Raw genomic sequence first — 25,363 nt, forward strand, 5'->3', positions numbered from 1 at the left:
CACGCAAGCCGTCGCCCATGATCCAGGGCCACGCTCCCACGCTCCACCACGACAGGACTGCTGGGGCTGGGCTGCATGATCGTGTTACGAGCACTTAGTGGGGAGGGTGAAGGTGATGCGGGTGCCGGGGCCCGTGGTGGGCTGGTACCCGGGGGCGGCCTGGAAACCGATGTAGCCGACAAAGTGGTCTGCCGCTGCACACACATGCAGCGGCAGACCATCTGAGCTAGCGTTCATTCAGCCGATTTCAGCAGGCTTTCCGGAAAACAGAGCCTGAAACGCTTCGGAAAGTCCGCGCATTTCCCGCTCACCCTTGTGCGAAGTGACGGTCTCGAAGTACCAGGAAGTTCCGGACTCAGTCAGCTTTCCCCACACGCCCCACGTCAGGACGATACGTCCACCCGAGCGCTGTGCGGAAATTTTCAATTGCCGTTCACTGGACTGCCAGATACGGGGCTCGCTCCAATCGCTCGATTCGCCACCTAGCGATGAGACGAATTCCACCACCCCGTCACCATCCAGAGTCCGGATCAGCTCCCGGACGTCCACCCCGAACCCCTTGGCCTGTACGGGCATGTCGAGTGCAGGATCGTCTCCGTACGGCCGCTCCGGCGCGGAGAACAGCAGATGGATGCCCTGCCCCGGGTCTCCTATGCGGAGGACTTGTCCGCCGCGTGCGTCGTGAATGATCATTGCCTCATTCTATTATCTTTTCCTCCCTTCCTGAAGGGTGACGATGGCCACGCAAAGTCGCTGTGGGCGGTACCCCCTTGGGTAGTTGAACCTTCTCCCTTGACAGTGCGTGAACGGACGATTGCTGTCGTCCTGGCGGGAATATCGTCGAAGTCATGCCACATGCTTGCAAGTTGAATCCAGAGCGTAACCCTGGGGCCAGTCCCACATGCCGGGAGCGTGGGAGTTGGCACGCTCGATTTCAGAGAGGGTGGATAGCTTCACGGGCGCGGAAGAACGAGTGGATGTCGGCCGCGGGGGTCGGTCATGTCGTGCGCGGCCGGTTTAGATCCACCAGATACCTAGGGGTGGGGTCGAGGGCCTTGCCCTGGGCGGCGTGAAGCTCTGCGGACAATTCTCGGCAGATGTGGCCCGACTCACTGGTCCTGGTGCGAGCCCGTGCCCCGTTCGCGCCCCGAGCGCTACTGGCCGGCGCTCGGGTCGACACCACGCGGTCGACCTTCCGGGTGACCGAAATCAGCGGGGACGCCTCCAGGAAGCGGCCGCCCACCCGAACTCGTGGGCGAGAGACCTGTCGACGACTTCCCGCAGCGTCCGCGGCAAAGCAGTGGGGCGACCATGACCATCGCCACCAGAATCCGCTGGCGCTCGGGGAAGACCGGCACCGCGGGCCTCCTAGCGGCCGGCTGGCCGCAGCCGATTCGGGAGCCGCCCGAAGGGACATCCCCCATAGGCCGCGGGTGACCTAACTGCAGAGGGGCTCGTCACTCTGCCTGACCGGCCGCTCTCCCACTGAGCGCCGGGCGGCACGCTGAGTCAGGATCGTCAGGCGGCAACCAGGAAGGCCGGCGGGTTGCAGAACGTGGGTGACCAGTTCGGTCACTTCACCGTCGAAAAGCGGAAGCACCATCCGAAGCACGTGGCCGTCATAGTGGTCAGCGAAGTCGGCCGCACCACGGGACCACAGGTCGCGCACGGCGGGGTTCTGGCGGGTGTCTCTGATGAGCTGTTGAAGGTCTGGGTCATGGGGACGGTCAACGGCGGCGTCACGGAGCATGCGGACGCACACCTCCGCATCGGCCTCCCAGTTCAGGTGCTGATTCCGCGATTCATCGCTGAGGAGCAGCCACCGCATAAGGTTGGCCCCGGGCACGGTTGACCACGGGAACAGCGCGGCCATCGCCGTGTTGACCGCCAGAACGTTCCAGGTGGCATCGATGACGTAGGCGGGGAAAGGCTGCTGGTCCAGCAGGAGGCGCAGTTCGTCACTGATGCGCGGCGGCTCCTCGGCTTCCAGGCTGGACAGGCCCCCGCCGTTGCTGACGAGGAACAGCGCACGTCGCTGGACCCGGTCGAGTCCGAGCAATGAGCCGATGGTGTCGAGTTCGTGGCGGGTGAAGGTCCGGGTGATCATTCCGCTTTCGAGGTCCCGGTACCAGCGTTCACTCCTGTGCAGGGCGTCTGCCACTTCCCGCTGGAGGATCGGACGCCCGAGCCTGGCACTGGCAGCAGCCCTGAATGCGCGCAGCAGGGCACCGAGCCCGGTGAACCCTCCCTCACCGCCGCCATCCTTTATGACCCCGGGCATGCCACTTTCCTCGCAGTTCACGCATGAATGGTTCTGGTCCCGCCAGATTGTATCCGGGTCAGCTCACGCCCCCCGAGCAAATGCCAGTCAGGCACTGTTTCCTGCATCACACGGCAGATGGGTGGTCGCACTGCGCGACCGGCAGAAGATTGCCGGTCACCGATTTTTGACCGACTTGTCCCCGGGGAATACAGAGATCCCTTGGTAGCCGCGTCACCCAGGGCTCGCAAAGTCCAGCCATCTATAGGCAAGTTGAAAGGAGACGGCACGTATCGCGCCCTGCGCGAGCAGGCATCCCGTTACTTCTTCGTGATCGGTTGTGCGCGTTGACGGATGATCTGGGCTAAGCCCAAGATCTGCCCATCTGGACCGCAGGTCACGGGTGCCGGCGACGGGGGCCTGGTCGCGAACGGTGCCCCCGCTATACCAGCGCGGGGCCTCCTGGTCAGATGTGACTTGGATCGCTCTGGCCAAGTGGTCGAACAGGACGTTGTGGCGTACAGCACGAGGGAGGGTGAATTGAAGATCATCTGCGAGAGCGTTGAGGCGGTCATATCAGTGCCCGCATCCCGACTGGCCGTCTCCGCCGACAGCGGGACGTGCCGACAGACTCGACAACTTGGGGCGAGTTCATCAGCGAGGTCTGCAGGAAGAGTGACATGCGGGGTGGGTGATCTAACGGGCACCGTAGGCCCGCATAAACAGCGCCCACATTCCAGGCAGCTTCAATCCTTAGGCACCGAAAGCTAAATGACATTCCGGTCTTCGCAGGGCAGACGTTCCAACCGGACCGCGCCGGACCTTTCCTATGGGCATACGCGCACGGCTTTAGCAGAAGAGGCGCTCTACGCGAGTCCCGCCCTGGTAGAAGTCCCCGGCTGGCAGGGAAACCGTACCCGCCCCCCGTACCGCACTCCGCCGGCGTACCGCCCTCGCCCGGCCGCCGCGCCGCCGCTGCCACAACCTGAAGGAATGGCCGCGGTGCGCGATTAATAGGCTACTTTCTGCAACTACTACAGATTTCGAGAGCCAAGTCTGGATCTTGACACGGGTCCGTGCGTATGTTCGTCGTCCCCCGGGCAGTCCGCCTGCGGGGCGAACTTGAGGAGAGTACGGGCACGAACCGGGCCGCAAAGGCCCACCAAACAGCGGCGGCGTCCGGGAGCGGTAACTCACGGACGCCGAACGCTAAGCGGCATGCCCGCCCCGGCAAGGGCGGCGACTGCCCACCATCACCACGCTGAGTCCTTCCGAGGGGCGCTTCAGCGTGGCAACACTGCAAAGGGGAGTATCGCATGCCTCCTGCCCTGCGCAAAAGGCCCTTCCGCCTGGCCTGCGCGGCAGCCACCTCCGTCTCGGCGCCTCAGCGCCCCGAGCCGGACTGCACCATCCCGGCTCGGACCATCAGCCGGTCCCGCCCGTTCCTCGGGAGCGGCCGATGAGCAGCGAAGCCCGTGAGTGGGTATGGGAGCACAGCTCCAGCCGAGGGGCCGCGCGCCTGGTCCTGCTGTCGATCGCCGACCGGGTGGCCGACGAGCAGTGCATCTCATATGCCTCACTGTCCAGCCTGGCCAGGCGCACCCGCGCCTCGGTCTCCACGGTGCGCGAAGCCGTCGAGCGCCTGCTCATGGCCGGTGAGCTGGAGCAGCTCGACGACCTCGTCGGCCCGCAGCGCAGTTCGGTCTACCGCATGCCTCTCGCCGCCGAAGCGCTAGCCCAAGCCCACCGCGAGCAGCAGGAAGCCGATGGCGACACGGCGACGGCCCACGAGCCCGCAGGCCCCGCAACGATCCGGCTGTCGGCTCTGCGGAGGTACGGAATCCGCCCGCGTGAGGTGCCGGAATCCGCTGCGGGGGTCCGGAAACCGGCAGTACCGGAAACCGGCAGGTCACGACGGAAACCGGCACAGCGTCGTACCGGCCACCGGCACGTCGATGTACCGGCCACCGGCACACAGAACCGTAGTGAACCTGATTTGAACCGGAGGTACAGCAGTAGTGGTGCTGCCGTCCTTTCGGCTGCCGAGTGGCAGGTCGACCCCGCCACCCGCACCTGGGCCCGCCAGCAGGGGCATCTGAACCGCCTCGGCGAAGCGGGCCTGCGCGCCGCCGACGCGAAGTGGCGTGCCCACCGGGCGGGCCACGCCCCGAGGGCGGCGGATGCCTGGGCTGCCGACTGGTGCTCCTGGGTCGCCCGGGAGCATGCCCCCAGCCGGCCGAACCTCTACGCCGTGCCGGGCCAGAACACCGCCGCGCCGGGAGGCATGACGCGGACGGAGGCCCACACCGCCGCCCTCCTCGCCGCCCTCGACGAGCCGAACGGGACGGAGGGCTGACTGTGGACCGCCGCGAAATCGCCGCCCTGCTGGCCTACATCGGCAGGCTCGACCCCCGCACCATCCGTACCGACCAGGGCGAGGCGCGCGACCAACTCGCCCAGTGGCACGAACTGCTCGGCGACGTGCCGATGGCCACCCCGCGCGGCTGGGACGTCCGCGTCGCCGCCCGGAAGCACATCCGCACCTCGCCTTACCAGATCCTGCCCGCGGACCTGGCCCGGCCCTGGGAGAGCTACCGTCGCGACCGCCTGGCGAGGCACTCCGACCCGACGCCGTCCGCCGATCCGGATGACCAGGCCGCCTGGACCGCTGAGCTGGCCGGCACCCGCCGGGCCGTCGCCTCCGGCTTCGCGGAGCCCGCGCAGGCACGAGCGATCACCAGCGGTCGCGACGGAGTCGACCCCGGGCTGGAGGCAATGCTGGAGGAGGTCGGCTCGTGCATCCCTCCGGCTGCCCGAGCAGCCCTCGCCCCCTACCGGCCCGCCCGGGCAGCGCGCGAGGCTGCCGTCGCCCAGGGGCAGCCCGACGCCCTGATCGTGCGCTGCGAATGGTGCCTGGCCCAGCCCGGCGAGCCCTGCCGCCGCCGCCGGATCGGCCCCGACGACGGGGTACGGGCGACCGCCCCGCGGGCCACCCCGCACCCCGGCCGCCTCGACCTCGCCGTCGCCCAGCAGGCCCAGCACACCGAGCAGGCCGAGCAGCCCGCCTTCGTCTGACCGGCCCACTCGGCGCGTGCGCCCTGTGCGCTGCACCGCCACCCGAGATCACCGTCCCGCACCGTCTGCGGCGCACGCCCACGCGCCGCAGACGGATCCCGACGCCGCATCCGCCGCGCACCGCGCCCGCCGGTCGGCGCGGCAGCACATCGGAGACCCGCCTTGCGCCACATCACCACCCACGCTGCGCCGGCCACCGGCCTGCGCGGCATCGGAGACACCAGCTGGCATACCCGCGGAGCGTGCCACGGCATGGACGTCGAGGACGCCGACGCCGTGTTCTTCCCCGGGCCCCGGGACCACGCCGACATCGCGGAGGCGAAGGAGCTGTGCGGCTGGTGCCCCGTACGTCGCGAGTGCCTGGACTTCTCCCTGGAGAACGTCCTCAAGGAGGGCGTCTGGGGCGGCTTGACCGAAGCCGAGCGGCGCCCCCTGCACGACAACCTGCACCAGCGGCTGGACTACCGGCGCGTGACCGCCTTTTTCCAGGGCCGCGACGTACACCTGACGGAGGCCGAGCGGCAGGTCGTCGTCGACCACGCCTACGTCCGGGGCTGGCTGCCGGACCGGCTCGCCGTCGGACTGGGGATCAGCCACAAGCACGCGCGGGACCTGCTCCGGCAGGCCGCCAACAAGGTCTTCGACCGCGACCGGAACTACGGCGTGCCCCGGCCCAAGAAGAAGCGGAAGAAGACCTCCAAGGCCAAGCGAACCCCCGCGCCCTCGGCTCCCGGCACTCAGCAGCCGACGGGCCGCCCGACACCATCAGCCCCGGCGCAAGCCCCTGTCGGAAAGGCAGCATGACCCACCCCGTCCTCGCCTTCGGTGCCACTTCGGACCTCTCCCTCCTCCTGCTGGCCGCCGTCATGCCCGCCGCCCTCGCGCTCGTGCTGACCGCCTGGACCGTCCGGCGCCGGGGCACCCGCTCGCAGAAACGTCCCGGCGGCCCGGCGGTCAAGGTCGCCGCCGTCGCCGCCGTGGGCTGCACCGCCTACAGCGCGGACACAAGCTGGCGCTTCGCCGCCGACTTCCTCGACATGGCCGGCACCACCGAGCGCGCCGGCATGTTCGCCGCCGCCGAACTCGCCCTGTTCGCGACCGCGCTGATGGCACGGCAGAACCTTGCCGGCCAAGGCGCCCCTGGACTGCCAGGCACGCTGGTCTGGGTGATCACCACGGTGCAGGTGATCCCCGCCTATGCCGAGAGCGGCCCCATCGGCGGCACGGTCCGTGCCTTCGTCGGGCCGGTCATGGCGGCGATGCTGTGGCACCTGGCCATGGGCATCGAGCTGCGGCTGCGCACCCCAGGTGCCGCCTCGAACGGGCTGGTCGCCGTGTTGGGCCGGGAGACCCGCGAACGGTTGCTGTCCCGCCTGGGCGTCGCCGCTCGCGACCGCGACGCAGCGCAGATCACTCGGGACCGGGCCACCATCCGCGCGGTCACCCTGGCCGCCCGTCTTGCCGAGCGCACGCCCGAGCAGCAGCGGAACCGCCGCGGCCGGCGGCTGACCCGACGCCTGTCGAAGGCGGTCGGCAGAGCCTCGGTCGGCACCGACCCCCTCCAGCGGGCACAGCTGCTCGACCAGCTGGCCGCCAGGCGACACGCGCTCGCACTCGCCACGGTCCCACTGCCTTCTCCGTGGTCCCCGGCGCACAGCAGCACCTCGGCGGACATGGTCCCCGCACAACCGACACCAGATGTGCCGGTCCCCGGTCCCGACGAGTTGGACTCGAGCCCGGGGCCGGGCGACCGATGGGGACCGGTCCCCACTAGCGCGGACTCGAAGGCATCGGCAGAGGCGGGAACCGAAGAAGACGGGACGGGGACCGTCGCGGGGACCGAGGCACCGGTAGACGGCTCGGTCCCGGGGACCGGTCCCGTGACTCCGGAGCCCGCGGAAGGGACCGGCTACGGTCTGCGAGAAGCTCCTGCTCAGGGCCTCATTTCGCGGGGACCGGACACCGCCGAAACGGGGACCGACACCACCGGAGACCGGGGACCGGACACCGCCGAAACGGGGACCGACACCACCGGAGACCGGGGACCGGACACCGCCGAAACGGGGACCGACACCACCGGGGACCGGGGACACATGGTTCCTCTCCGCAGGAAGACAACCCCGAAGGCCCGGACGAAGAACAAGGGGAAGCGTGGCCGGCCCCGAACCCCTCAGGCACAGCGACCACCGCGTGAACCGGAGCAGTCGGTGGAACAGCTGATCCAGCAGGTCCGTCCGCACGTCCATGCCCTGCTCGAACGGGACGGCAACGAGGCGGTCACCCGTGTGCAGCTGCGGGAGATCCTCCGCCGCGAGGGCTTGAAGGGCGGCAGGAACGACCGGCTGAGCCTCGTCCTCAAGCAGCTGCGGAGCGAAGACACCACGCCGACCAGGAGAAACGCCCGATGAAGACCTGCCACCAGTTCGACACCGTCCGCGCGGAGTACGAGCGGGAGATCGGATTCATGCTCGCCCACTCCCAGCGGCACGCGGGCAGGCCGGCGGCGAAGTCCAGCGCGAAGCAAGCTGCCTCGGCGAAACAGCGGATGGCTCGCGCGCTCAACAGCCACGTCGGGCGCTGCCACGAGTGCGGTTGAACCGGCAAAACCCCAGCTCAAAGCCCATACCCGTAAAGGTGGCCCGGCTCCACGCCGGGCCACCGCCCCGCTTAGGAGGTACGCCGTGAATCCGCGTCCACCTCGTTCTTCCGAGCCCACCACCGCCGAGGCCGATGCCTGGGCGGACGTCTTGGTCCGCCGGCAACTCCTACACGCCGTCGTCCTCACTCCGACCGGGCAGTGGCTCGTCCAGGGCCGCCCCGACGGACCGGTCGGCGTCCTTGCCAGCCCAGCCGATGTCCTCGCGCTGGCCGCAACCATCCAGCAGCGCACCCGCTCCACGAGGACCGAATCCCGATGACGAACGCACGCAAGAACGGCACCTCCCCGGAACGTGATCCCGACTCCAACTCGGTCTCGGGGCGAGCAAGTTATCGGCCAAGCTACTCTTCCCCGTTGGGGAAGGCAGCTTGGCCATCTCCCGCTCCGGGGGTGGCGGGAGCGGTCCAGCACCGGGGGGTGCTGGACCGTCCGGCGGCGACCGAGGGCGGATCGCAGCCAGGGGCGGAGAAGCAGCAGCGAAGCCACGTCAGCGCCGCTCCAGCGCCCAACGCGCGTAAGCGCTCACCGCAGAAGAACAAGCGCGCGCGCATCTGCAACATCCGTCTCAACGACGACGAGTGGAGTCGGCTGACCACTGCAGCCTGCACGTCACGTACGAGCCTGCCGGCCTACCTTGTGCGCGCCGGCCTCGCCGCCGCCAACGACTCCGAAAACACCGCAGCGGTCATCGCGGGCCACCGAGACCTGATAGCCGAGCTGTTCGCTGCGCGCCGTCACCTCGGGCAAGTCGGCAACAACCTGAACCAAATAGCCCGTGCCATCAACAGCGGCGGACAACCCGCCGAACTCGACGCCGTGGTCTCGGCCGTCCAGCGAGCGGTCGCACGTGTACAGGCGGCCACCGACCGAATGCTCGAACAGGATTGACGGAGCGGCTCAAGCGGACCACGAGGCACTGCCGGCCAGCAGCCCGCGAACGTCGCGCCGAACAACCGCCTGAAACCCGTCGCGCAGGGCTCCGACCTCGTCCTTCATAGTGAGGAGCCCTGAGTTGTCCCGCTGATCCGCAGTCACAACGTAGTCGCGGGCACGTCGCAGAGCCCGAAAGACTTCGTCCGCCGCCAGGACGACGTCGAGCGGAGCCAGGACGTGGATCCGCTGACGTGTGCCGCCAAGGTTGAAGCCGGCGAACGCCACCTCAGCGGCTGTCGCGCGCTCCTCGCCGGTCGTGGTCTGCAGCACGCGCAGGAGGTCTCTTCCCGTTTCCTCCATCGCGATCAGGTAGTCGGCGTACAGCTGCGTGCGCAGCTCCAGCAGGCGAGTGACCGCCTCTCGACGCCAACGCCGCCGGTCAGCCAGCGCCGTGGCGCCAGCACCCAACAGAACTCCCAGTAGCGCGGACAGCGGCGATATCCAGCTCATCCGTGGCCACTTCCCGCCCAGCGCACAAAGAACGCCCCCTTCCCAGTGCCCACCCCCGTTGATCAGTAGATCGAGGACAGCAGCATGATTCCCCGGATCCAGAAGCGCGGACAGCGCACCATCGGCCTTCTCTACTACCTCTACGGACCGGGCAAGTTCGAGGAGCACTCCGATCCCCACCTCGTTGCCTCTTGGGATCACAACGCTCCCGACCCCGGCCGCGACGCCACCGCGACCCTCAAACAGCTCCAGCAGCTCCTAGACCAGCCCGTCGAGAACATCGACCCGTCGCAACTCCCGAAGAAGCACGTGTGGCATCTATCCGTGCGCAATGGCGGTGAGGACCGGATCCTGTCGGATGAGGAATGGGGAGACGTGGCCCGTCGGATGGTCGCCGCTGCAGGGATCGACGACCCCGAGGCTGGAGCGGGCTGCCGGTGGGCGGCCGTGCGGCACGCTGACGACCACATCCATATCGTCGCCACCCTCGTCCGTGAAGACGGGTACAAGCCTGATCTCGACAACGACGCCGTCCGTGTGCAGGCCCAAGCCCGGGTCCTCGAAGCGGAACTGGGTCTGCGGCGCCTCAACAAGGGTGACGGCACCGCAGCGAAGCGGCCCACCAGCGCCGAACGCCACAAGGCCGAACGCCAGGGCCGCGAGCGCACCGCCCGCGAGGAACTGCGCGAAATCGTACGACGGGCGGTGGCCGGCGCAAGGAGCGACGAGGAGTTCTTCGACCGGCTCGCCGCCGCCGGCCTCCTGATCCGCACGCGCGCCGCTCCCTCTGGCGACCTCCTCGGATACAAGGTCGCCCTGCCCGATGACCTGAACAAGGACGGCGCGCCGGTGTTCTATCCCGGCGCCCGCCTGGCCCCCGACCTGTCGCTGCCCCGCATCCGCGAGCGCTGGGCTGGTGACGCGCAGGGCGTTCCGGCTGCCCGGCGGGAGGACGCGATCCTTACGGGGCTGGGCAGTCCGGCCGCCGCACGCCGCGGGACGGCCTCGGCCGTGTGGCAGGCCGTGCTCGTCGTCGAGCACGGCGAGGACGCGATCGCCGCCGCCCACATCACAGCGGCCGGCGAGGTCCTGGATGCCCTCGCGAAGACCTCCGCCGCCCACACTCGCCGCGAACTGCGCGACGCTGCAACGGCTTTCGAACGGGCCTCGCGCTCTCACGTCCGCGCCGTGCGCGGGCACGATCGAGCCCTGCGGCAGGCCGCCCGCGACCTCGTCGAAGGCGGCCCCGCCCTCGGCCTCGGTGAAGACGGAGCCACCACAGCCATGGCCATCGACATGCTGTTCTTCCTCATCACCGCCGCCGCGCACTGGCACGCCCGCAAGGGACACGCCCAGCAGGCCGAGGCCGCCACCCGGGCCGCCGCGCACCTGCGCACCGCCTACCAGGCCGCCGCCGCACAACCCCTCGGTGTCCTCTACCAGCGCGGACGACGTCTGAGTCGGCCGATGCTCCAGCGACAAACCGCACTGCTGCGCGAGGCGCTGCCGGAGCTGGCCGAGCAGATCCTCGCCGAACCCGGCTGGTACGCCCTGGCGGCAACCATCGCGGAGGCCGAAGCCGCCGGCCAGGCCCCGGCCGCGCTCCTGTCCGACGTTGCCGCACGGCGCGAACTCGGCACCGCGGATTCCGTCAGCGATGTCCTCCTATGGCGGCTGCGGCGAGCCGCAGATCTGCCCGCCGACGCCTCCCACCTGCCCATAGCCGGCTCTGGCGGGACGCGGCCGGTGTCGCAGGAGGCGACCACCAGGGCGTCCGCTCCCGGCAGGCGAGGCAGCGGAGAGGAGTTTTCGCATCTGACCCGGTAGGCCCGCCGGATGGAGCACCGACGGAACTCACTGAGCTGCGTTGTCCCAATGCTCCGTGGAGATCACGTCCCACGCTGCTCCGCACCGTTCCCCGTGTCGAGCGAATAGGCGCCGATCGAGATCAAGCAGATGATGCCGGTCTGGGTTCCGGACCGACCCCGCCGTAGGAAGGATGCCGGGGACATCACCCGACTGGAGACAGGTCTGGGAGAGCATGACACCTGCCCGGCATGGGGGCTTAAAGACGCGAGCAGCCGCTGGCGTCTGCGCCTTGGTCGCCTACTGGTAGCACCCTCCGGAGCACAGCACGGTGACGGTGCCGCTGCCACCGGCTGCTGTGGAGGGAACGTGGTGGGTGGTGGTCGTGGGGGTCTTGCTGGTCTCCCAGGGCATGGGGGCGGCCATGGCCTGGGGGGCGATGGCGGTGAAGGCTGCGGTGGTCACGAACACGGCAGCAATCGCGCGCTTGCGCAGACGCATCTGGACTCCTCGATCGATGATGGGCCATTGAGGCTCGGCGGCCGACACTGCTTGGACAGGCCGCCACGGTCGGCTTCCAGTTTCACTGTTGCGCGACGCCTCAAGCCGGGTTCGTCGAAGGACTCCGGCACATCTGCATACGATCACCGCGAATGGCGGCCGCCGTTCCGGACAGGCCCGACAACGGGCGCGGTGCCCCCGAAGCCGCAGACAAACGATTCCCGCTCGCTCGCGCGTCCACAGCCAGCTGCCTGTTCTCGCGAACAGAGCCACACGCATCGTGGCCAACTCGTCATCACTGCAGCCGCGGAGCCGAGCACCCCCTGCTGACCAGGCTGAAGGGACTGTGGACTTTGCGAGTTGAAACCGCCGGGAACGTCCGGCACGATCATGAAACGCGCAGGACGAGGTGACGAGGCAGAGGAGAACGCCAGGGTGTTTCACCGGATACGCCGCCGGGCCAAGAACCCGAGCGAGACACAGGGACGGTTCGCCGAGATGCACGCGCGGATGCAGGGCCAGGTCCCGCCCGGCTCCGGAGTGCTGGCGACTGAACCGGAGCCCGCCGAGCCGGCCGCCATCGTGGACGACTTCCTCCCGCCGGAACTGCGGGTACCGAGCCACGACCAGGTGGACGGCAGGATGATGCCCTGGGCGCAGCCTCTCGTCCTCGACGGTGAGATGGTCGCCTGCGCCGAGTGCGGCGCGTACCGGGACTGGCTCATCCTCTCCACCCGCGGCGAGATGTGGCTGCGCTGCCGGGCAGGCCACCAGCAGCAGGAGACCCGCATCGACACCGCCTGGTACAACCGGCACGCAGGACCTGCAACCGGAACGTATGCCACGTTCGAGGACTGCCTGCACCACAACGGCTACTGACCACCCCTCCTTCAACCCCACCGGGCCCAGGAGCCCGCACTGACCACCCGTCGCCTAGCACCAAGGGGTCAGTACCGTCATGCGCGTTCGCGTCGCCACCACCGCACTCGGCATCACCGCCACCCTCCTCGCAATGCCCGCCTGCACCACCGACTCCACCGGAAACGAACGCCAGACTCTCTCCCCCGCCCGGACGGGGAAGCCGGCTGGTGCCGTCCAGGAGCCGGCATCGCTCTCCTCGGCCGCGCTCAAATCCCGACTGCTCAACCAGAGCGACCTGGGCAGCGGCTACCTGCTCACGCCGGAGCGTCCGGCCCGGCACGACGACGTCACCGTCATCGGCTGCCCGGCCCTGAGCGAGCTGGGCGGCGACGCGGCGACCGCCGGCACGCTCGCCTTCCCGCACAAGGCGAAGGCAGCCTTCACCCATCACAACAGTTCCGGGGAGATCTCCGAGGAGCTCTACAGCGACAGCGCGAAGAAGCTCTCCGACGGCATCGGCCGCATCTTCGACGCCATGACCGGCTGCCCGGCCTACCGTGTCGTCTCGGGCGGCACCCAGGTCGATGTCGCCTCGCAGAAGCTGCCCGCACCCCGCGTCGGAGGCGACGAGCAGTGGAGCCAGCTCATGACGTTCACCGCGGCAGGACGAAGCACCGTGGTCAAGCAGACCGCGATCCGAGAGGGCAGCCTGCTGCTGATCGTCTCCGGCCCTCCGGCCCTCGTCGACCGACATCTCGGCAAGGCACTCGCCAAGGCCACGGCTGCCAGCTGACCGGCACGCGACGCCCTGTTGCCCCCGTCCCAAACGGGCCGGGGGCAACAGCGTTGTACAGCTCGCCCCACGGAACGAGTCGGCAGATTCTCAACGGGATGCGAACCATGCGGCGAGCGGGCTCCACGTCGTGGTGACAAGAGCTGTGACGACTGCAGGCATCAGCCAGGGCGAGACGCGTTGAACGACGACGTGCACGCCACCGCAACGGACTTCAAGGGCCGGCTGCTGGTTATCCTCGAGTCGAGGCATAAAGCCATTTAGCCGCACGCGAAAGTGGCACCACTACGCCATACCTTGGCCACCTTGTCCCATATGAGGCGCTGGGAGCACCACGTTCGGAATCTGCACCGCTGCGACGCCCCGCCCCCGCTCCGCCCACTTAGCCCCGTAGAGCCGGGTAGGCCCGACAGCTTGTGCCTGTCTCAGGTCACCACCCGCCTCCGACTCGACGACTCGCCCGAGTAATGGTGGGAATGGCAGAAGCCCGGCCTCCATTCGGGAGGACCGGGCTTCTTCTGTCCGGATGAGGGGCGCCCTCGACTGCTAGGCGGGAACCCTCAGTAGCCGCTCCCGTGTGGCCACGGGCAGCACCCGGCGAAGGACCGGCACCGCAGAGCTGACGGAGGCGGCGAAGGCCGCCACGAGATCGTTCGGCACGCTGGACCCGAAGGAGGCCACCCAGAGACAGGGTGCGCCGAGCACGGGCTCCGCCCATGCCTGCCATCCAGCAGGTCCCGCCTCGTCGGCCTCGGCGGTCAGGGTCCGAAGGTCGGCGTCCTGGATGAGGGGCGGCACTTCCCCGAGGCTGATGTGCGAGGTGAACGTCGGGTCCGACGCGGCCGCGTGGGGCAGGTCGATGTCGCGGACCCATCCGTGAGCGGTGACAGCGTCAACGACCAGTTCGGATCCGGCGATCGGCACGGCAGGCTGGCCGTGGGCGTCGAGCGCGACGAGGAAGTCGACCACTGCCTCGCCGGGGACGTCGCGGGTGAAGTAGGCCGACCACTGAGCGAGCGGGCTGCTCGCCTCCGAGCGGGCGGAGACCTGCCAGGCGACCGGCAGCTCGCCCAGGTGGAACGGCTCGTCCGCCAGGCCCCACTGAGCCCAGCGCTGGGCGTCGGGGCTGATGTGCAGGACTGTGCTGCGCAGGACCTGGCGGTCCTCCGGTGCGTCGTCCGGCTCGTGCCGTCCGCGGACGATCGTCAGGCTCGTCCAGCCCAGGCCGGCGAGCGTGTCGGCGACGACGTCGTAGAGGCGCCCGTCGTCACCGGCCAGGTGCCGGGGGCCGACCCAGAATGCGGGCTGGCCGCGGAGCGGGGAGGACGAGTCGGGCGGGAAGTCGGGGTACAGGGGCGCCTCCAAGGGCTCGATGCGGATCTAGTTGCCGCCGGCGCGGCGGCGGGGGCGGCGCGGGGGCGCCTGGACGGGGCCCTGCCACGTCAGGGCGATGGCGACCTCCGGTGGCAGGTGGCCGAGCTGTGCGTTCGCGTCGCGCCCTTCGGCGAGGTAGACGACGGTCCGGCCGGTCTCGTCGACCGACTGCAGGACCTGGTCCAAGCGGTGGGCCATCGGGAAGAACGGGTTCATGGCCTGGCGGACCGGAGCATTCGGGTCGCAGGCGGATAGCAGGCCGATTAGATCGCTGACTGTCATCTCCGGGGACGTCACGAACAGCCTCCTGGGGTGCGGGGAAAGGGGTGCGTTAGAGCGGGCCGAGGTGCGGAAGCCTCAGCTCGCTAAGTGGAGCACAGCCTCTTGGTATCCGCGCTGTCAGAGGCGGTGCGAGACGTCTCCAGCACGCGCGCGACGGCGGCGGCGACTACGTCAGCCGGCGTCTCGGTGTCGAACGACAGGTGGTAGCCGCGGACCTTGGCGGTTCCGGTGACGGCAATCTTCCATCCCTCGCCGTCCGTGCCGGGGCGGCCGAGCGGGAACCAGCCGAGGTAGAACCTGCCGTCCTTGCTACTGACGTGCACGTCCGCGCGGTCGTCGACGATCAGGTGGAAGTCCTTGGCGGAGAACAGATCCATGACCACGGTCGGCTGGCCGGGGCCGAGCTGCCACTCACGCAGTCGCAGAGCGTCGACCGCAGTGGAGAAACCGGGGCCCGCAGGGGCTACGGTCACGGGCGATCACCTCTCTGACCTGGGGTTTCCTGCAAGGTCGTCTACGTTGACATGCCCTCACGGCCGTTGGCCAGTCTTTCCGCAATCTTTCCTGTCTGCCCCGGGCGAACTGATGTCCTTTGACAGTGAAGCCAGTCGCTTAGCCATCCAATCAAGGCTCCTAGCGGGCTTAGTCGAGCAGCCTGTCAAAGACAGACCATCTCGGAGGTTGGCCAGCGCACGCAGACTGCGCCCTGGCCATCCACATATCGCCGCCGACCTGCCCCCTTCCGCAACCGGTTGGGTAGCACGCTGTCTCGTGACCTCTGCCGAGGGACATCCGGTCCGTGATGACCTCAGCGAACCCACCTCTTTCGAAGCAGCGACGATCCGAGGCTCATCCAGGGTGCTGATCCAGGCTTCGGCGCATTCGCCCGACGGCGGGAGCGCCGGGGCAGACAGCCGTTACGAGGTGCTGCTTCAGCCGGCGAGCCGAAGAAAGAGGGGCGTTGCGTGGTCAGCCACTCAACGCCCCCAGGTGCTCACATCTCAGTTGGAGCAAGCGCATTCGTCACTCATTGCTTCGCCCGGCCGTCTCAGCAGACGAAGCATGCCCGCCGTCATGCGGGTTATCGGTGGATGGGAGGCGGCGCTCGCGCTCGTCTTCCCAGATTTTCATGAGGACTCGTGCGTCTGCGCCGCAGGATCGGGCGTACCGAAGGATGAAGCGGCGCGGCGGGAAACTGATCCCTTTGAGGACGCTGGCCATGTAAGCATCGTCGACCCCCATCACGTCTGCCAGGGCTGTGGGCTCGATGCCTGCTTGCTGACGAACTCGTTCGAGGACGAGGCCGATGTGCGTGACGTGTGGCGAGGGCCAGGTGCGCATGTCAGGCATGAAGGGCTCCGCTGTTCCACGGGGTGGTGGTCGGTGTCTGGTGCGGGTTGCGTGCGGGGCCCGGCCTGACGGTGGGAACAGCGGTGGCCGGCCAGTTGGAGGATGAGAATGCCGAGGCTGTACGCGATGTGGGATCCGGGGCCGGGGTGCTCCGGGAGAGGCAGGAGACCGGCGGGACCGAGGAGGCATTGTGCGAACTCGGCGAGGCACATCAGGCACGGCCGTAAGGACCGGGGGCGGGCGTGCCGCGGTTTATGGCGGCGGCGCCGTGGGGATGGGGTCAACGCGATCTCCTTGGGAGTCGTGAAACGGGCCCCGGCGGAGGACGCCAAATCGACTGCCGGGGCCTGTTGTCGCTCAGCTCTGACGGCTATGCGGCTATGACCGTAGGCGCTCAACGCCCCGTCGATTTCGCCGATTCGCCTGGCAGAGACCCTTAGCAGCCTCGCGGTAACACGCTCACGCCTGTCTGCTGCGGGCCATAGTTCGTTGGCCGTTCGAGGCGCGCTGTTGGCAGGGATACCCTTCTCGCCGCACGATTCCCCTGATCAGGACGCTGCGCTTCCGGTGCATCGCATGCAGGAACCGGGTCCCGTACGAATTGCATGCACTCGTCACAAAGTGCGGCAACCGCCAGTCCGACAGTGCGATGAACCGGTGGCCCCACGGGTTGCACTTGCATGGACCAACGGTTGAATCCAGACATTGTTGCCCCTAGCACGCATACATCGTCGGCAGGGGGGTGATCCTGACCTAGTCGGACGAGATGCAATTGCATCTCGACAACGGGGTGTTCGTTCACCGCAGGAGGTCGTCCGGTGAGGAAGCCGACGTACACGTCACGGGAAGGCGCCAACAGGGCCGGCGTGACCTGGCGTAAGAGTTCGCACAGCTTTCCAGAAGGAGAGTGCGTCGAGGTTGCGCAACCGCCTGGCGGGACAGTTCTCTTCGACGACTCCAAGCGGCATAACGGGGCCCTAGTGGAGGTTTCAGCCGCCGCCGTTCGGACTTTCGTGGCCGCCGTGAAGCAGGGCAGCCTCTGAAAGGTCCCGCGCCGCGCCGGACACATCGGGCGCTTCTGCAAACGGTGGGTCCGGCGCACGCACCTCTCACACGTCGCACGGTCTGCCGCCCGACAGGGCAGCCAGGCCGCGAAACCTTTCCGGCAGTCCGCCATCGATATCGAGCAGCTCTGGACATTGCTGGTAACCGGCCAGTATTGATAGAGATAATGCAAGTGCATCCGGCCCCTGACGTGGGCGGATAGTCAGCGGAGACCTGGGGGTGGCCGTGGGAGAGCAGCCTGCGCCTGAACAAGGACAGGGCGGTGCGAACACGGACTTAGGGCAGGACAAGGCTCATAGTGCGCGCATGTATGACTATTACCTCGGCGGGAAAACGAACTACGCCGTGGACCGGGAGGCCGCTCAACAGGTGATCCGGCTTTTCCCTGCGATCGAGACTGTGGCCAGGGTGAACCGGGCTTACATGCACCGGGCGGTGCGCCACCTCGCCGACAGGGGGATCCGGCAGTTCATCGATATAGGGACTGGCATCCCCACAGCGCCAAACGTTCACGACGTGGCGCAGGATGTCGCACCCGAGTGCAAGGTCGTCTACGTGGACAACGACCCCATCGTCCTTGTCTACGCAGATGAACTCCTCGACGGATCACCGCAGGGACAGACCGACTACGTCCAGGCTGACGCCACCGCCCCGGAGGCCGTCTGGGAAGCCGTCAAGGAACGGGGCATCCTTGACCTTAAGAGCCCGGTCGCTCTCAGCCTGCACGCCCTCCTGCACTTCGTCACAGACGCGCAAGAGCCGTACGACATCGTCGGGCGCCTGCTGGATCCTCTGCCGCAGGGCTCCTACTTGAGCATGACTCATTGCACAGGGGACTTCGATCCCGACGTATGGCAGGCCATCACCGACACGTACATGCAGCGCGGGACCCCGGTCCGGGTACGAAGCCTGCCGGAGGTCCAACGTTTCTTCGACCAGCACGGTCTCGAATTGGAGGAGCCGGGTGTGACTCTGGCTCACCAGTGGCGCCCGGAGGTCGGCAGTGGCCCCAGCGTGCTGACCGAACGGCAGGTGTCCCTGTACGCAGGAGTCGCACGCAAGCCGTGAAGAACGGGGGTACGCCAATCGGTCAGCGAGGCTTGGACGAGCGGTACTTGTTCGCCAGGTGCTGAAGCTTGCGCCGCGTCGCCTCCGGCCTCAACGAGAGAGCCCGCAGCCGGTCGAAGACCTTGTCCCGGTGGTCCACTAGATCGTCGTCCTGGATGAACAGCCCGCCGTCCAGGCTCTCCTGGTAGGCGACCGCAGGCACACGGCCTTCGAAGTCGAAGATGGTCGTGGTGCCCAGTTCGACCGGCAGGTCATAGCGGCCCTGCTCCGCCAGGCGGAGCTGGTAGTTGCGCCTCTTGGACAGCTCGACCAGATGCTCCATCTGCTCAGCCATGATCTCCGGGCTCCCGACGGGATACAGCAGGGCCGCCTCGAAGATCACAGCGATGAGAGACTTGTCCGGTGCTGCGGCGAACCTCGCCTGCCGCTCGCTGCGCAACTCGATCAGAGCATCGTGCGCACTGCTCCCGCCTCGCCCGCGCCGGATGGACGCCGCGGAGTACGCGGGAGTCTGGAGCAGACCGTGCAGCAGCTGGGCACTGCTCGTCTTGGTGCGCACCGCCATGTCCTCGAAGCTGATCACCGCCTGCAGGTAGGGCTGGGCCACAGCCGACCACTTCTGCCACCACGTCGGCTGGTTGGCGATCTCAGCCAGCCCCAGGAGGGTCTCGCGCTGGTGGCGGTCATGGACCTCGTAGACAGCGAAGAGCTGGAGAAGGTCCTTCTCCTTGAAAGCGTGATGCCCGTTCTCGATCCGGCTGAGCTTCGAGCTGGAGCAGCCCATCCGGGCCGCCACGTCCTGGAGCTTGAGACCCAGCGTCGTACGCCTGCTCCGTAGGGCGTATCCCAGCAGCATCCGCGGCGCAGACGGAACGGCATCGTCCTTCAGGTACCGCACCGTCCCCCGGCGTCCCGGCTTCTCGCCTCCGCCGTCGCCGGCCGCCAGGGTCCTCACTATCTGCCTGCTCAACGTGCGCTCCTAGAATCCGCTGCCGGGACTTTCCGTGACCTCCAGCGAACACATAGTGCACAGGATTACGCGCCCCGGAGGCCGAATCGCAAGAAAGTCCAAATTGGAGCATATGTCCGCCCCTGGCTTGACTCGGGAAGTCCACCACTAGGAGTAGGTGAGAATCGCCAGACCTTCAACCTGGCGCCCCGTGGCGAGAGTTGGCGGAGAGTCCCCACCGCAGGCAGCCGTCGAGGGTCGATCCCCCCTCCAGCCGGTGGAGTGGCCGATCACAAGGTGTCGGATCGCCAGAAGGTACCAAGTCCGGCAAGGTGCCTGCGGAGTGCGCCGCGCTGCTCCTCAAGGTCCTGCGAGGTGGGAGACAGGAGATAGACGTTGTCCCGGTAGAGGCGGAAGCCCAGGTTTTCCCACCCGCTGGCGATCCTGGCGTTCACCCGGTCCCACTCGGCCAGCCGGTCACTGCTGAGGTCGGTGATGCCGGGCGAGCAGACGATCGCCCGACAGCCGGCCGTCAGCCTAGTGATCGCCTCACACGCGAGTACGGCCGCCAAGCCGTGCCCGCGCCAGGGGGGATCGAGTGTCACCCGATTCATGACGAGCAACGCGGAGCCGACGTACTCCAGCCGCTCGCTGACTTCATCGGTGAACGAGCCCGTCCCGGGATCGAGAAGGACCCGGGCAGTCTCGTACAGTTCCTCGGATTCCTCCTCCATGGCCCAGAAGGCGTTACGGCCCCGATCGAGATGGACCCGGTAAAAGGTCATCGACCCGACACTCACCTCCTTCACCATGCTCGACGTGCAGTCTGTCCCGGCGTAGGTAGCGGCCCCCGGAGTCGGCCCCCCGGCATGCGTGAGCTGGCGATGCAGGATCGCCACATCCCATCGCTCCAGCGTGTCGGTCTGCGGGGTGTCCCACAGAACAGACCATCGGCGTAGCAGATACGCAGGTGCAGTTCGGAAGGATCACCGGGCAGCAGACGGGGCTCAATCACTGCGGCAGCCTAGTGCGACAGATGTACCCACACGCGAGCCGCCTCTTGGACCAGGGAGCGCATTGCCGGCGGCCAAGACCAAACGGGGCGACGGAGGAGACCAGGTCGGGCGGTGCAGACCGGCGGGCGCTGGAACAGGCTGGGCGGCCAGGACGAGGGAATGATCTTTGGTCGAAGCACCGGGGAGAACTTCCTCGTGCTGGATGGACGGCCCGCGGTGTTGTGCCGTGTAAGACGGTGGAGCGGGTGCCGTGGGCCGTCGCGAGTGTCAGCTGGCCTGGGCGGCTTGGCCGCGGCGAACTCGGCCGAGCAGGTCGAGGTGATAGGCGGCGAGGTCTCCGCCCGGAACGGGGGCAGGGCTGCCGGTCATGGTGTACCACTCCTCTGAGCCGGTGTACTGCACGGTCACGCGGGCCGTGCGCCCGTCGTCTTCGAGAGTGGTCTGTACGGTGACATCGCCGGTGACGATGCCGACGTCGTCGGTCATCACCCCGCCGGGCCCCGCCGTGACCGTGTCCTGGTACCAGGTGGCATCCGGCTGCTGAGTCATGCGGAGCAGGTGTCCACCATCTCGGCCAGCATGTTCTTCTCCGCCTCGGTGATATTGAGGCCGTAGACGTATTTCACATGGGTCCAGGCTCGCCCGTAGGTGCACCAGAAGGAGCGCAGCGGAGGCACCCACTGGTCGGGGCTCTGATCGCCTTTCTGCCGGTTCGACGATGCCGACACCGCGATGAGCTGGGGGCTGTCGAGGTCATTGGCGAACTTGCGGCGGATGGCGGTGTCCCACTGGTCGGCGCCGGAGCGCCAGGCGTTGGCCAAGGGCACGACATGGTCGATGTCGACCTCGCCGGACGGCCTCGTGGATACCTTGCCGTCGTATGCGCTGACCCACACGCCGGCAGCGGCCCGGCACTGGTCGTCCTGAACGACGTCCTGACCGTCACGGGCGAGAACAACCTCCCGGGTGTCGCAGGTGCCGTACTGGGTGACCCAGTGCGGGAACTTCGACCGCGAATAGCCGGTCATCGAGTGCGGGGCAGCGACGGTGAGTTCGTCGAGTTCCTTGCGGACCACGTCCGCTGGCGGCGGCTGGGGCAGGTCCCGCCGCGCGAGCGCGGCGCTCGCCGTGGGGCCAAGAGGCCCAGCGACCGCAGGGGTGGTGGCAGTAACGGGGGTCAGCAGCGCGGCAACTGCTGCCGCCACCAGGGCGAACCTCGCGTAGGTCCTGCGCATGCGCTCATCTCTCTCGGTGGATAGGGATGCTGATCAGGGAGATAGCGGCCTTATGTGGCGTTACGTCGGAGTGCCTTGGATTTCTCACCCGAATGGCGGGCGGGAGTTCACCGGAGAAACGAGCCTCCAGCAGGTACGCCGGCTTCAATCGTTTATCGCGTCGGGGACAGGCCATCCCTCCGAGTGCATTCCTGGTTCGCTTGACGGCCGGGTATGCGAATGCCCCCGAAACCCGTCGTGGATTTCGGGGGCCGAGGGCAACGCCGTATCAGACCTGAGCGTTGAGGCTGTCGTTTCTGCCGCGGCGACGGCGTGCGGCGAGGACGGCTGTACCGCCGGCAGCGAGAAGGATGCCGCTGCCGCCGAGGAGCCATGGGGTGGAGTCGGAGCCTGTGTGGGCGAGTTCTCCGTTGCCAAGGGGATCTGTGGTGCTTGGCACGGTCTCCGGGGCAATGGGGTCGTTGGACGACGCAGAAGGTGACGAGGTCCCCGCAGCCTGATCCGATGTCGAGGTGCCCGGCGCAGACGTACCGGTGGCCGGCTTGCCCGACGGCCTCGTTGGGGAGGTGGACTCCGGGGTCGTGGCGCCAGTCTTCTTGGCGTCGGTGACGGTGACGTAGACCGGCTCCCCGGGCTTCGCAGTGAAGGACCTCGTGGATCTGTGCAGGAGGTACCCGGCGGGTGCCTTGGTCTGCGCGGCCCAGTAACGGACGCCAGTTCGGCTGGTGACGGACAGCTTCGCGGAAACAGTGCCGTTGGGCCCGGTGGTGAGGGTGTGCAGGGTGGCGTCGCCGGTGCCGACGTTGAATGTTGCTCCGGGCAGCGGCCGACCACTCCTACTGTCCTTGGCGGTGAGTGTGAGCGTGGCCGGCGTGAAGGGGGCGGTGATCGTCAGCCGTGTGTCCGCTCCTGGGGTGACGATGACGTCCTGGTCGGCGACGGCCTCATGGATCGGGCTGCCGGATGCTGTCTCCTTGAGCCGGTAGACGCCCGGTGCGAGGTCGGGGAAGGTCAACTTCCCCTGGGCGTCGCTCTGTCCGCGTCCGACTTCCCGCCCGGCGGAGTCGAGCAGCAGAAACACGGCACCGGGGAGGACCCCTCCGGCCGTGTCGTTCGCGGTGATTTCGACGCTGCCCGCACCCGGGGCGGGCGTCCCGGCGGAGGCGGCTGGAGCCGAGGGGGCGGGTTCGGAGGGCTGGGCGCTTGCGGCCGGCGCCCAGATGAGGGTACCGGCCAGCGCGACGGTGACGGCGGCAGTTCGGAGCAAGCACAGATGCACGGGGAAGAGAACTCCTTGGGTCAGGAAACGGGACAGGTCAGCGGGTCCTGCCGGGGGCCGGGACAGGAGGCGGCGGGACGGCGGGCGTCCTACCGTGTGCGGGCTTCGTGGTCGTGGTGGCGATGTAGAGGGCGCGTCGGGTCTGGACGGGGACGTCCTGGACGGTACGGTGCACTGGCTCGGTGGAGATGAGCGAGGCGGTGAAGGCAGCGACGAACGTGGTGGGCGTCCGGAAGGAGAAGTCCGCCTTCCAGTGCGGTTCGTCTGGGTGGCCGCCCCAGGCTCGCCAGGCCGGCCCGCTGGAGCCGCTGATGTTGTAACGGTGGCGCACGCCGCCGAGTCCGTCCGGGCTGAGGAAGGTCTGCGTGCCGTCGGTCCTGACATCGTGGCTCCAGCCGCGGGTGAGCAGCGGCGTGTACGCCTCCTGCGGAGCCGTCTCGGCGTGGAACAGCCAGTCCTTGTCGCTGTGCCGGTCTTCGAGGTAGAGGTCGAGCAGTTCGCTGTGGACGTCGTGGATCAGCTCGACGGGGGTGGTGACGTCGAAGGCGATCCGCCACTCCGGACCAAGGAACGGGGCCCGGTGCGCGGTGATCATCCACGTGCCCTTGCCTCGCTTGTCGGGCTGGGGGTCGTAGGTGGTCTGCAGTCGCAGGCACGGGCTGAACGCGGCAGCCGGACCGTGATCGGTCTGGGCGAACGCCCAGCCCTCGTCATACGGAAAGTTCCACGCGGTGCGAGGGTCGACGGCACCGGGACCGGCAAGCTGCCGTTCTGTGTACGGTCCGCGTGTTGCTGCACGTTGTGTTGCCGTATGAAGGGTGTCCGTTGTGGCCGAGTGGCGGCTGTTCTGGGTAGGTGATGGCGGCACACCGGATGCCGGGGCGGAGAGTCCGCTCGGTCATTGGGGCGATCTGGCCGCGCGGGAGCGAGCGTTGGGGCTGCAGGAAGGTCTGCCGATTCTGGTTTCTCCGGACGGTCGGGTTGATCCGAGGTTGAGCGCGGTGTTGCGGCACCGAGAGTTCGCTGGCAAGGCGGAGGGGACTTGGGCGACCTACGCGCCATGCTTTCGGGTGTTCTTCACCTTCTTGTGGCGCCGGGGGCGGAACTGGGATCGGGCGACAAGCGTGGACCTGGAGGACTGGGAGGACTGGCGGCTGCGGGGTGAGGGGAACCCGGCTCTGATCGCCGGCTCTACGTGGAAGAAGGAGCTCGCCGCGCTGCAACTGTTGTACGGAATCGCGAGGAAGCTGCAGTTCGTGGCCGTGTCGCCCGTAGTGACCCGCCCGGTGGTCTTGCCGGGCAGGGGCGTCGTCGAATCGCCCGAGCTTGCTCCCGGGGATGTGCGGACGTCGTGTGTGAAGTGGCTGACGCCGCGGGCGTTTCGGCTGTGGCGTGATGTGGGACTGGGCGGGCTCGGGCCGGATGGTCTGGAGCGACCGGACTGGCCGGGGCGTAACGATGGCCGGGACATGGCGTTCGCGGACTTCGTGTACTCGTGCGGTCTGCGGCGGCGCGAGGCCGGGACCGTGCTCCTGGTCGAGTTGCCGGAGACCGGCGTGAGCTCGTACTACGCGGGATGGGTGGGCAGGGCGGTGGCGAAGCGGGCGGGCCGTTTTTATTACGTGAGTCATTCCGCTTTGAGGGGGACGGAGGTGTACCGGGCTTCCACCCGTCGGGTCTCGGTGCGGCGGGCGCAGCAGGCCGGTTTGTACGAACGGATGGTGGGCCGGAGGGTCGTTGAGGAGGTCGGGCGTGGGCGGCGGGTGCGGTGGAGTGAGGCGGACGGGCGGGTGCGGGAGGGGTCGCTGGACGAGCTGACGGCAGGGCAGCGGATGCGGATGTTCGTGCGGGGACCGGAGGGTCTGGAGCCGGCGATGTTGTGGCTGACCGAGGCGGGGATGCCGATGGCGTACCGAAGTTGGACGAAGACGTTCGAGAGAGCAAGCGAGCGGTGCGCGAGGGTCGGGGTGAAGGTGTTCGCGACGCCGAAGATGTTGCGGCATTCGATGGCGCTTCGTGTTCTGGTGTCGTTGCACCATGCCCTGGACCAGCGTCTTGGGCTGAGTCCGTCTCAGCGGCGGCTGTACGAGGACGCGTACGGGTCGGTGTGGACGGTGGTGAAGGACCTGCTGGGGCATCGGTCGGAGGAAACGACACGGGAAATTTATCTGGAGCCGGTGCGGGGGCTGCAGATCGAGACGCTGCTGGAGGACGTGGACAACCCGGGCAGCAGTGAGGTTCTGGCGCGGCTGGCGGAGCGGACCGGCCTGGTCCTGGATGTCGCGTGAGCCGGGGCAGGCCGGCGGTACAGCCCCCGGCGGGGTACCGGCGGCCGGAGGTGGTGGACGGGTCCGGGCTGGTGGTGAGAGCGGTGGGCCAGGACGGCCGGGACCTGGGGACATACGAC

Annotated in this window: 26 protein-coding genes; 12 read left to right on the forward strand and 14 right to left on the reverse strand. The window is 68.1% G+C overall.

Going from position 1 to position 25,363, the window contains the following annotated elements:
- Positions 1–237: 237 nt before the first annotated feature.
- A complete protein-coding gene (locus tag ACIQOE_RS07065) occupies positions 238–693 on the reverse strand; it encodes a DUF6228 family protein (protein ID WP_401410138.1) in 456 nt (151 codons plus the stop codon).
- A 745-nt stretch (positions 694–1,438) separates the two neighbouring features.
- Positions 1,439–2,302: a helix-turn-helix transcriptional regulator gene (locus ACIQOE_RS07070; protein ID WP_401410140.1), complete on the reverse strand. Its 864-nt coding sequence runs from the start codon at positions 2,300–2,302 to the stop codon at positions 1,439–1,441.
- A 1,417-nt stretch (positions 2,303–3,719) separates the two neighbouring features.
- Here ACIQOE_RS07070 and ACIQOE_RS07075 point away from each other — a divergent pair.
- The 6 genes from ACIQOE_RS07075 (at position 3,720) to ACIQOE_RS07100 (ending at position 8,882) form a co-directional block, all read left to right on the forward strand.
- Complete coding sequence (locus ACIQOE_RS07075; RefSeq protein ID WP_351938801.1) at positions 3,720–4,616, forward strand: helix-turn-helix domain-containing protein; 897 nt, start codon at positions 3,720–3,722, stop codon at positions 4,614–4,616.
- Positions 4,617–4,618: 2 nt separating this feature from the next.
- Positions 4,619–5,335: a hypothetical protein gene (locus ACIQOE_RS07080; protein WP_401410142.1), complete on the forward strand. Its 717-nt coding sequence runs from the start codon at positions 4,619–4,621 to the stop codon at positions 5,333–5,335.
- 162 nt (positions 5,336–5,497) lie between these two features.
- Complete coding sequence (locus ACIQOE_RS07085; RefSeq protein WP_401410144.1) at positions 5,498–6,139, forward strand: WhiB family transcriptional regulator; 642 nt, start codon at positions 5,498–5,500, stop codon at positions 6,137–6,139.
- A complete protein-coding gene (locus tag ACIQOE_RS07090) occupies positions 6,136–7,743 on the forward strand; it encodes a hypothetical protein (protein ID WP_401410146.1) in 1,608 nt (535 codons plus the stop codon). Before ACIQOE_RS07085 ends, ACIQOE_RS07090 begins: the two co-directional genes overlap by 4 nt.
- Entirely contained in the window at positions 7,740–7,931 is a 192-nt protein-coding gene (locus ACIQOE_RS07095) for a hypothetical protein (protein ID WP_401410148.1), read from the forward strand. The genes ACIQOE_RS07090 and ACIQOE_RS07095 overlap by 4 nt, the downstream gene beginning before the upstream one ends.
- A 480-nt stretch (positions 7,932–8,411) precedes the next feature.
- Positions 8,412–8,882, forward strand: coding sequence for a plasmid mobilization protein (locus ACIQOE_RS07100; protein ID WP_401410150.1), 471 nt, complete (start codon positions 8,412–8,414; stop codon positions 8,880–8,882).
- A 9-nt stretch (positions 8,883–8,891) separates the two neighbouring features.
- Here the strand turns inward: ACIQOE_RS07100 and ACIQOE_RS07105 are convergent, their stop codons facing one another.
- The gene (locus ACIQOE_RS07105; RefSeq protein ID WP_401410152.1) at positions 8,892–9,377 is read right to left on the reverse strand and encodes a hypothetical protein; all 486 of its coding nucleotides are present in this window, start codon (positions 9,375–9,377) and stop codon (positions 8,892–8,894) included.
- Between the two features lie 84 nt (positions 9,378–9,461).
- Between ACIQOE_RS07105 and ACIQOE_RS07110 the strand changes: the two genes are divergently transcribed.
- Positions 9,462–11,204: a mobilization protein gene (locus ACIQOE_RS07110; RefSeq protein WP_401410154.1), complete on the forward strand. Its 1,743-nt coding sequence runs from the start codon at positions 9,462–9,464 to the stop codon at positions 11,202–11,204.
- Between the two features lie 279 nt (positions 11,205–11,483).
- Here the strand turns inward: ACIQOE_RS07110 and ACIQOE_RS07115 are convergent, their stop codons facing one another.
- Positions 11,484–11,684: a hypothetical protein gene (locus ACIQOE_RS07115; RefSeq protein WP_401410156.1), complete on the reverse strand. Its 201-nt coding sequence runs from the start codon at positions 11,682–11,684 to the stop codon at positions 11,484–11,486.
- Between the two features lie 435 nt (positions 11,685–12,119).
- On the opposite strand from ACIQOE_RS07115, the gene ACIQOE_RS07120 reads away from it, so the two are divergent.
- Together ACIQOE_RS07120 and ACIQOE_RS07125 are read left to right on the forward strand one after the other, a co-directional pair.
- A complete protein-coding gene (locus ACIQOE_RS07120) occupies positions 12,120–12,563 on the forward strand; it encodes a hypothetical protein (protein ID WP_401410158.1) in 444 nt (147 codons plus the stop codon).
- A 79-nt stretch (positions 12,564–12,642) separates the two neighbouring features.
- Positions 12,643–13,338: a hypothetical protein gene (locus tag ACIQOE_RS07125; RefSeq protein ID WP_401410160.1), complete on the forward strand. Its 696-nt coding sequence runs from the start codon at positions 12,643–12,645 to the stop codon at positions 13,336–13,338.
- Positions 13,339–13,884: 546 nt separating this feature from the next.
- Here ACIQOE_RS07125 and ACIQOE_RS07130 read toward each other — a convergent pair.
- The 4 genes from ACIQOE_RS07130 to ACIQOE_RS07145 all read right to left on the reverse strand — a co-directional run bounded on the left by ACIQOE_RS07130 (position 13,885) and on the right by ACIQOE_RS07145 (position 16,344).
- On the reverse strand, positions 13,885–14,703 hold the full coding sequence (locus ACIQOE_RS07130; RefSeq protein WP_399010146.1) for a DUF317 domain-containing protein: 819 nt from the start codon (positions 14,701–14,703) through the stop codon (positions 13,885–13,887).
- A 15-nt stretch (positions 14,704–14,718) separates the two neighbouring features.
- Positions 14,719–15,009 (reverse strand): hypothetical protein, encoded by a 291-nt coding sequence (locus ACIQOE_RS07135; RefSeq protein ID WP_401410162.1) that lies wholly within the window; start codon positions 15,007–15,009, stop codon positions 14,719–14,721.
- A 68-nt stretch (positions 15,010–15,077) separates the two neighbouring features.
- Positions 15,078–15,467, reverse strand: coding sequence for a DUF317 domain-containing protein (locus ACIQOE_RS07140; protein WP_401410164.1), 390 nt, complete (start codon positions 15,465–15,467; stop codon positions 15,078–15,080).
- Positions 15,468–16,017: 550 nt separating this feature from the next.
- Entirely contained in the window at positions 16,018–16,344 is a 327-nt protein-coding gene (locus ACIQOE_RS07145) for a helix-turn-helix domain-containing protein (protein ID WP_401410166.1), read from the reverse strand.
- A gap of 866 nt (positions 16,345–17,210) precedes the next feature.
- Here ACIQOE_RS07145 and ACIQOE_RS07150 point away from each other — a divergent pair.
- Both ACIQOE_RS07150 and ACIQOE_RS07155 read left to right on the forward strand, forming a co-directional pair.
- Positions 17,211–17,387 carry a DUF397 domain-containing protein gene (locus ACIQOE_RS07150; RefSeq protein ID WP_401411513.1) on the forward strand — a complete coding sequence of 59 codons (177 nt, stop codon included), beginning with the start codon at positions 17,211–17,213 and terminating at the stop codon, positions 17,385–17,387.
- Positions 17,388–17,634: 247 nt separating this feature from the next.
- Positions 17,635–18,477, forward strand: a complete 843-nt coding sequence (locus ACIQOE_RS07155; RefSeq protein ID WP_401411515.1) for an SAM-dependent methyltransferase — start codon at positions 17,635–17,637, stop codon at positions 18,475–18,477.
- A 22-nt stretch (positions 18,478–18,499) separates the two neighbouring features.
- Here ACIQOE_RS07155 and ACIQOE_RS07160 read toward each other — a convergent pair whose 3' ends face one another.
- The 6 genes from ACIQOE_RS07160 to ACIQOE_RS07185 all read right to left on the reverse strand — a co-directional run bounded on the left by ACIQOE_RS07160 (position 18,500) and on the right by ACIQOE_RS07185 (position 23,824).
- Positions 18,500–19,447: a helix-turn-helix transcriptional regulator gene (locus ACIQOE_RS07160; protein WP_351940335.1), complete on the reverse strand. Its 948-nt coding sequence runs from the start codon at positions 19,445–19,447 to the stop codon at positions 18,500–18,502.
- A gap of 269 nt (positions 19,448–19,716) precedes the next feature.
- Positions 19,717–20,238 (reverse strand): hypothetical protein, encoded by a 522-nt coding sequence (locus ACIQOE_RS07165; protein WP_401410168.1) that lies wholly within the window; start codon positions 20,236–20,238, stop codon positions 19,717–19,719.
- 471 nt (positions 20,239–20,709) lie between these two features.
- Positions 20,710–20,991, reverse strand: a complete 282-nt coding sequence (locus ACIQOE_RS07170) for a hypothetical protein (protein WP_401410170.1) — start codon at positions 20,989–20,991, stop codon at positions 20,710–20,712.
- Positions 20,988–21,677, reverse strand: coding sequence for an HNH endonuclease family protein (locus ACIQOE_RS07175; protein ID WP_401410172.1), 690 nt, complete (start codon positions 21,675–21,677; stop codon positions 20,988–20,990). The genes ACIQOE_RS07170 and ACIQOE_RS07175 overlap by 4 nt, the downstream gene beginning before the upstream one ends.
- Before the next feature lie 268 nt (positions 21,678–21,945).
- Positions 21,946–22,956, reverse strand: a complete 1,011-nt coding sequence (locus ACIQOE_RS07180; RefSeq protein WP_401410174.1) for a SpaA isopeptide-forming pilin-related protein — start codon at positions 22,954–22,956, stop codon at positions 21,946–21,948.
- Positions 22,957–22,993: 37 nt separating this feature from the next.
- Complete coding sequence (locus ACIQOE_RS07185) at positions 22,994–23,824, reverse strand: DUF317 domain-containing protein (protein WP_401410176.1); 831 nt, start codon at positions 23,822–23,824, stop codon at positions 22,994–22,996.
- Between ACIQOE_RS07185 and ACIQOE_RS07190 the strand changes: the two genes are divergently transcribed.
- Positions 23,784–25,244 (forward strand): integrase, encoded by a 1,461-nt coding sequence (locus tag ACIQOE_RS07190; protein ID WP_401411590.1) that lies wholly within the window; start codon positions 23,784–23,786, stop codon positions 25,242–25,244. The two genes, ACIQOE_RS07185 and ACIQOE_RS07190, sit on opposite strands and share 41 nt — an antisense overlap.
- Positions 25,245–25,363: the final 119 nt, after the last annotated feature.

The organism is Streptomyces sp. NPDC091282 (assembly GCF_044757385.1).
GTDB classification, from domain to species: Bacteria; Actinomycetota; Actinomycetes; order Streptomycetales; family Streptomycetaceae; genus Streptomyces; species Streptomyces gramineus.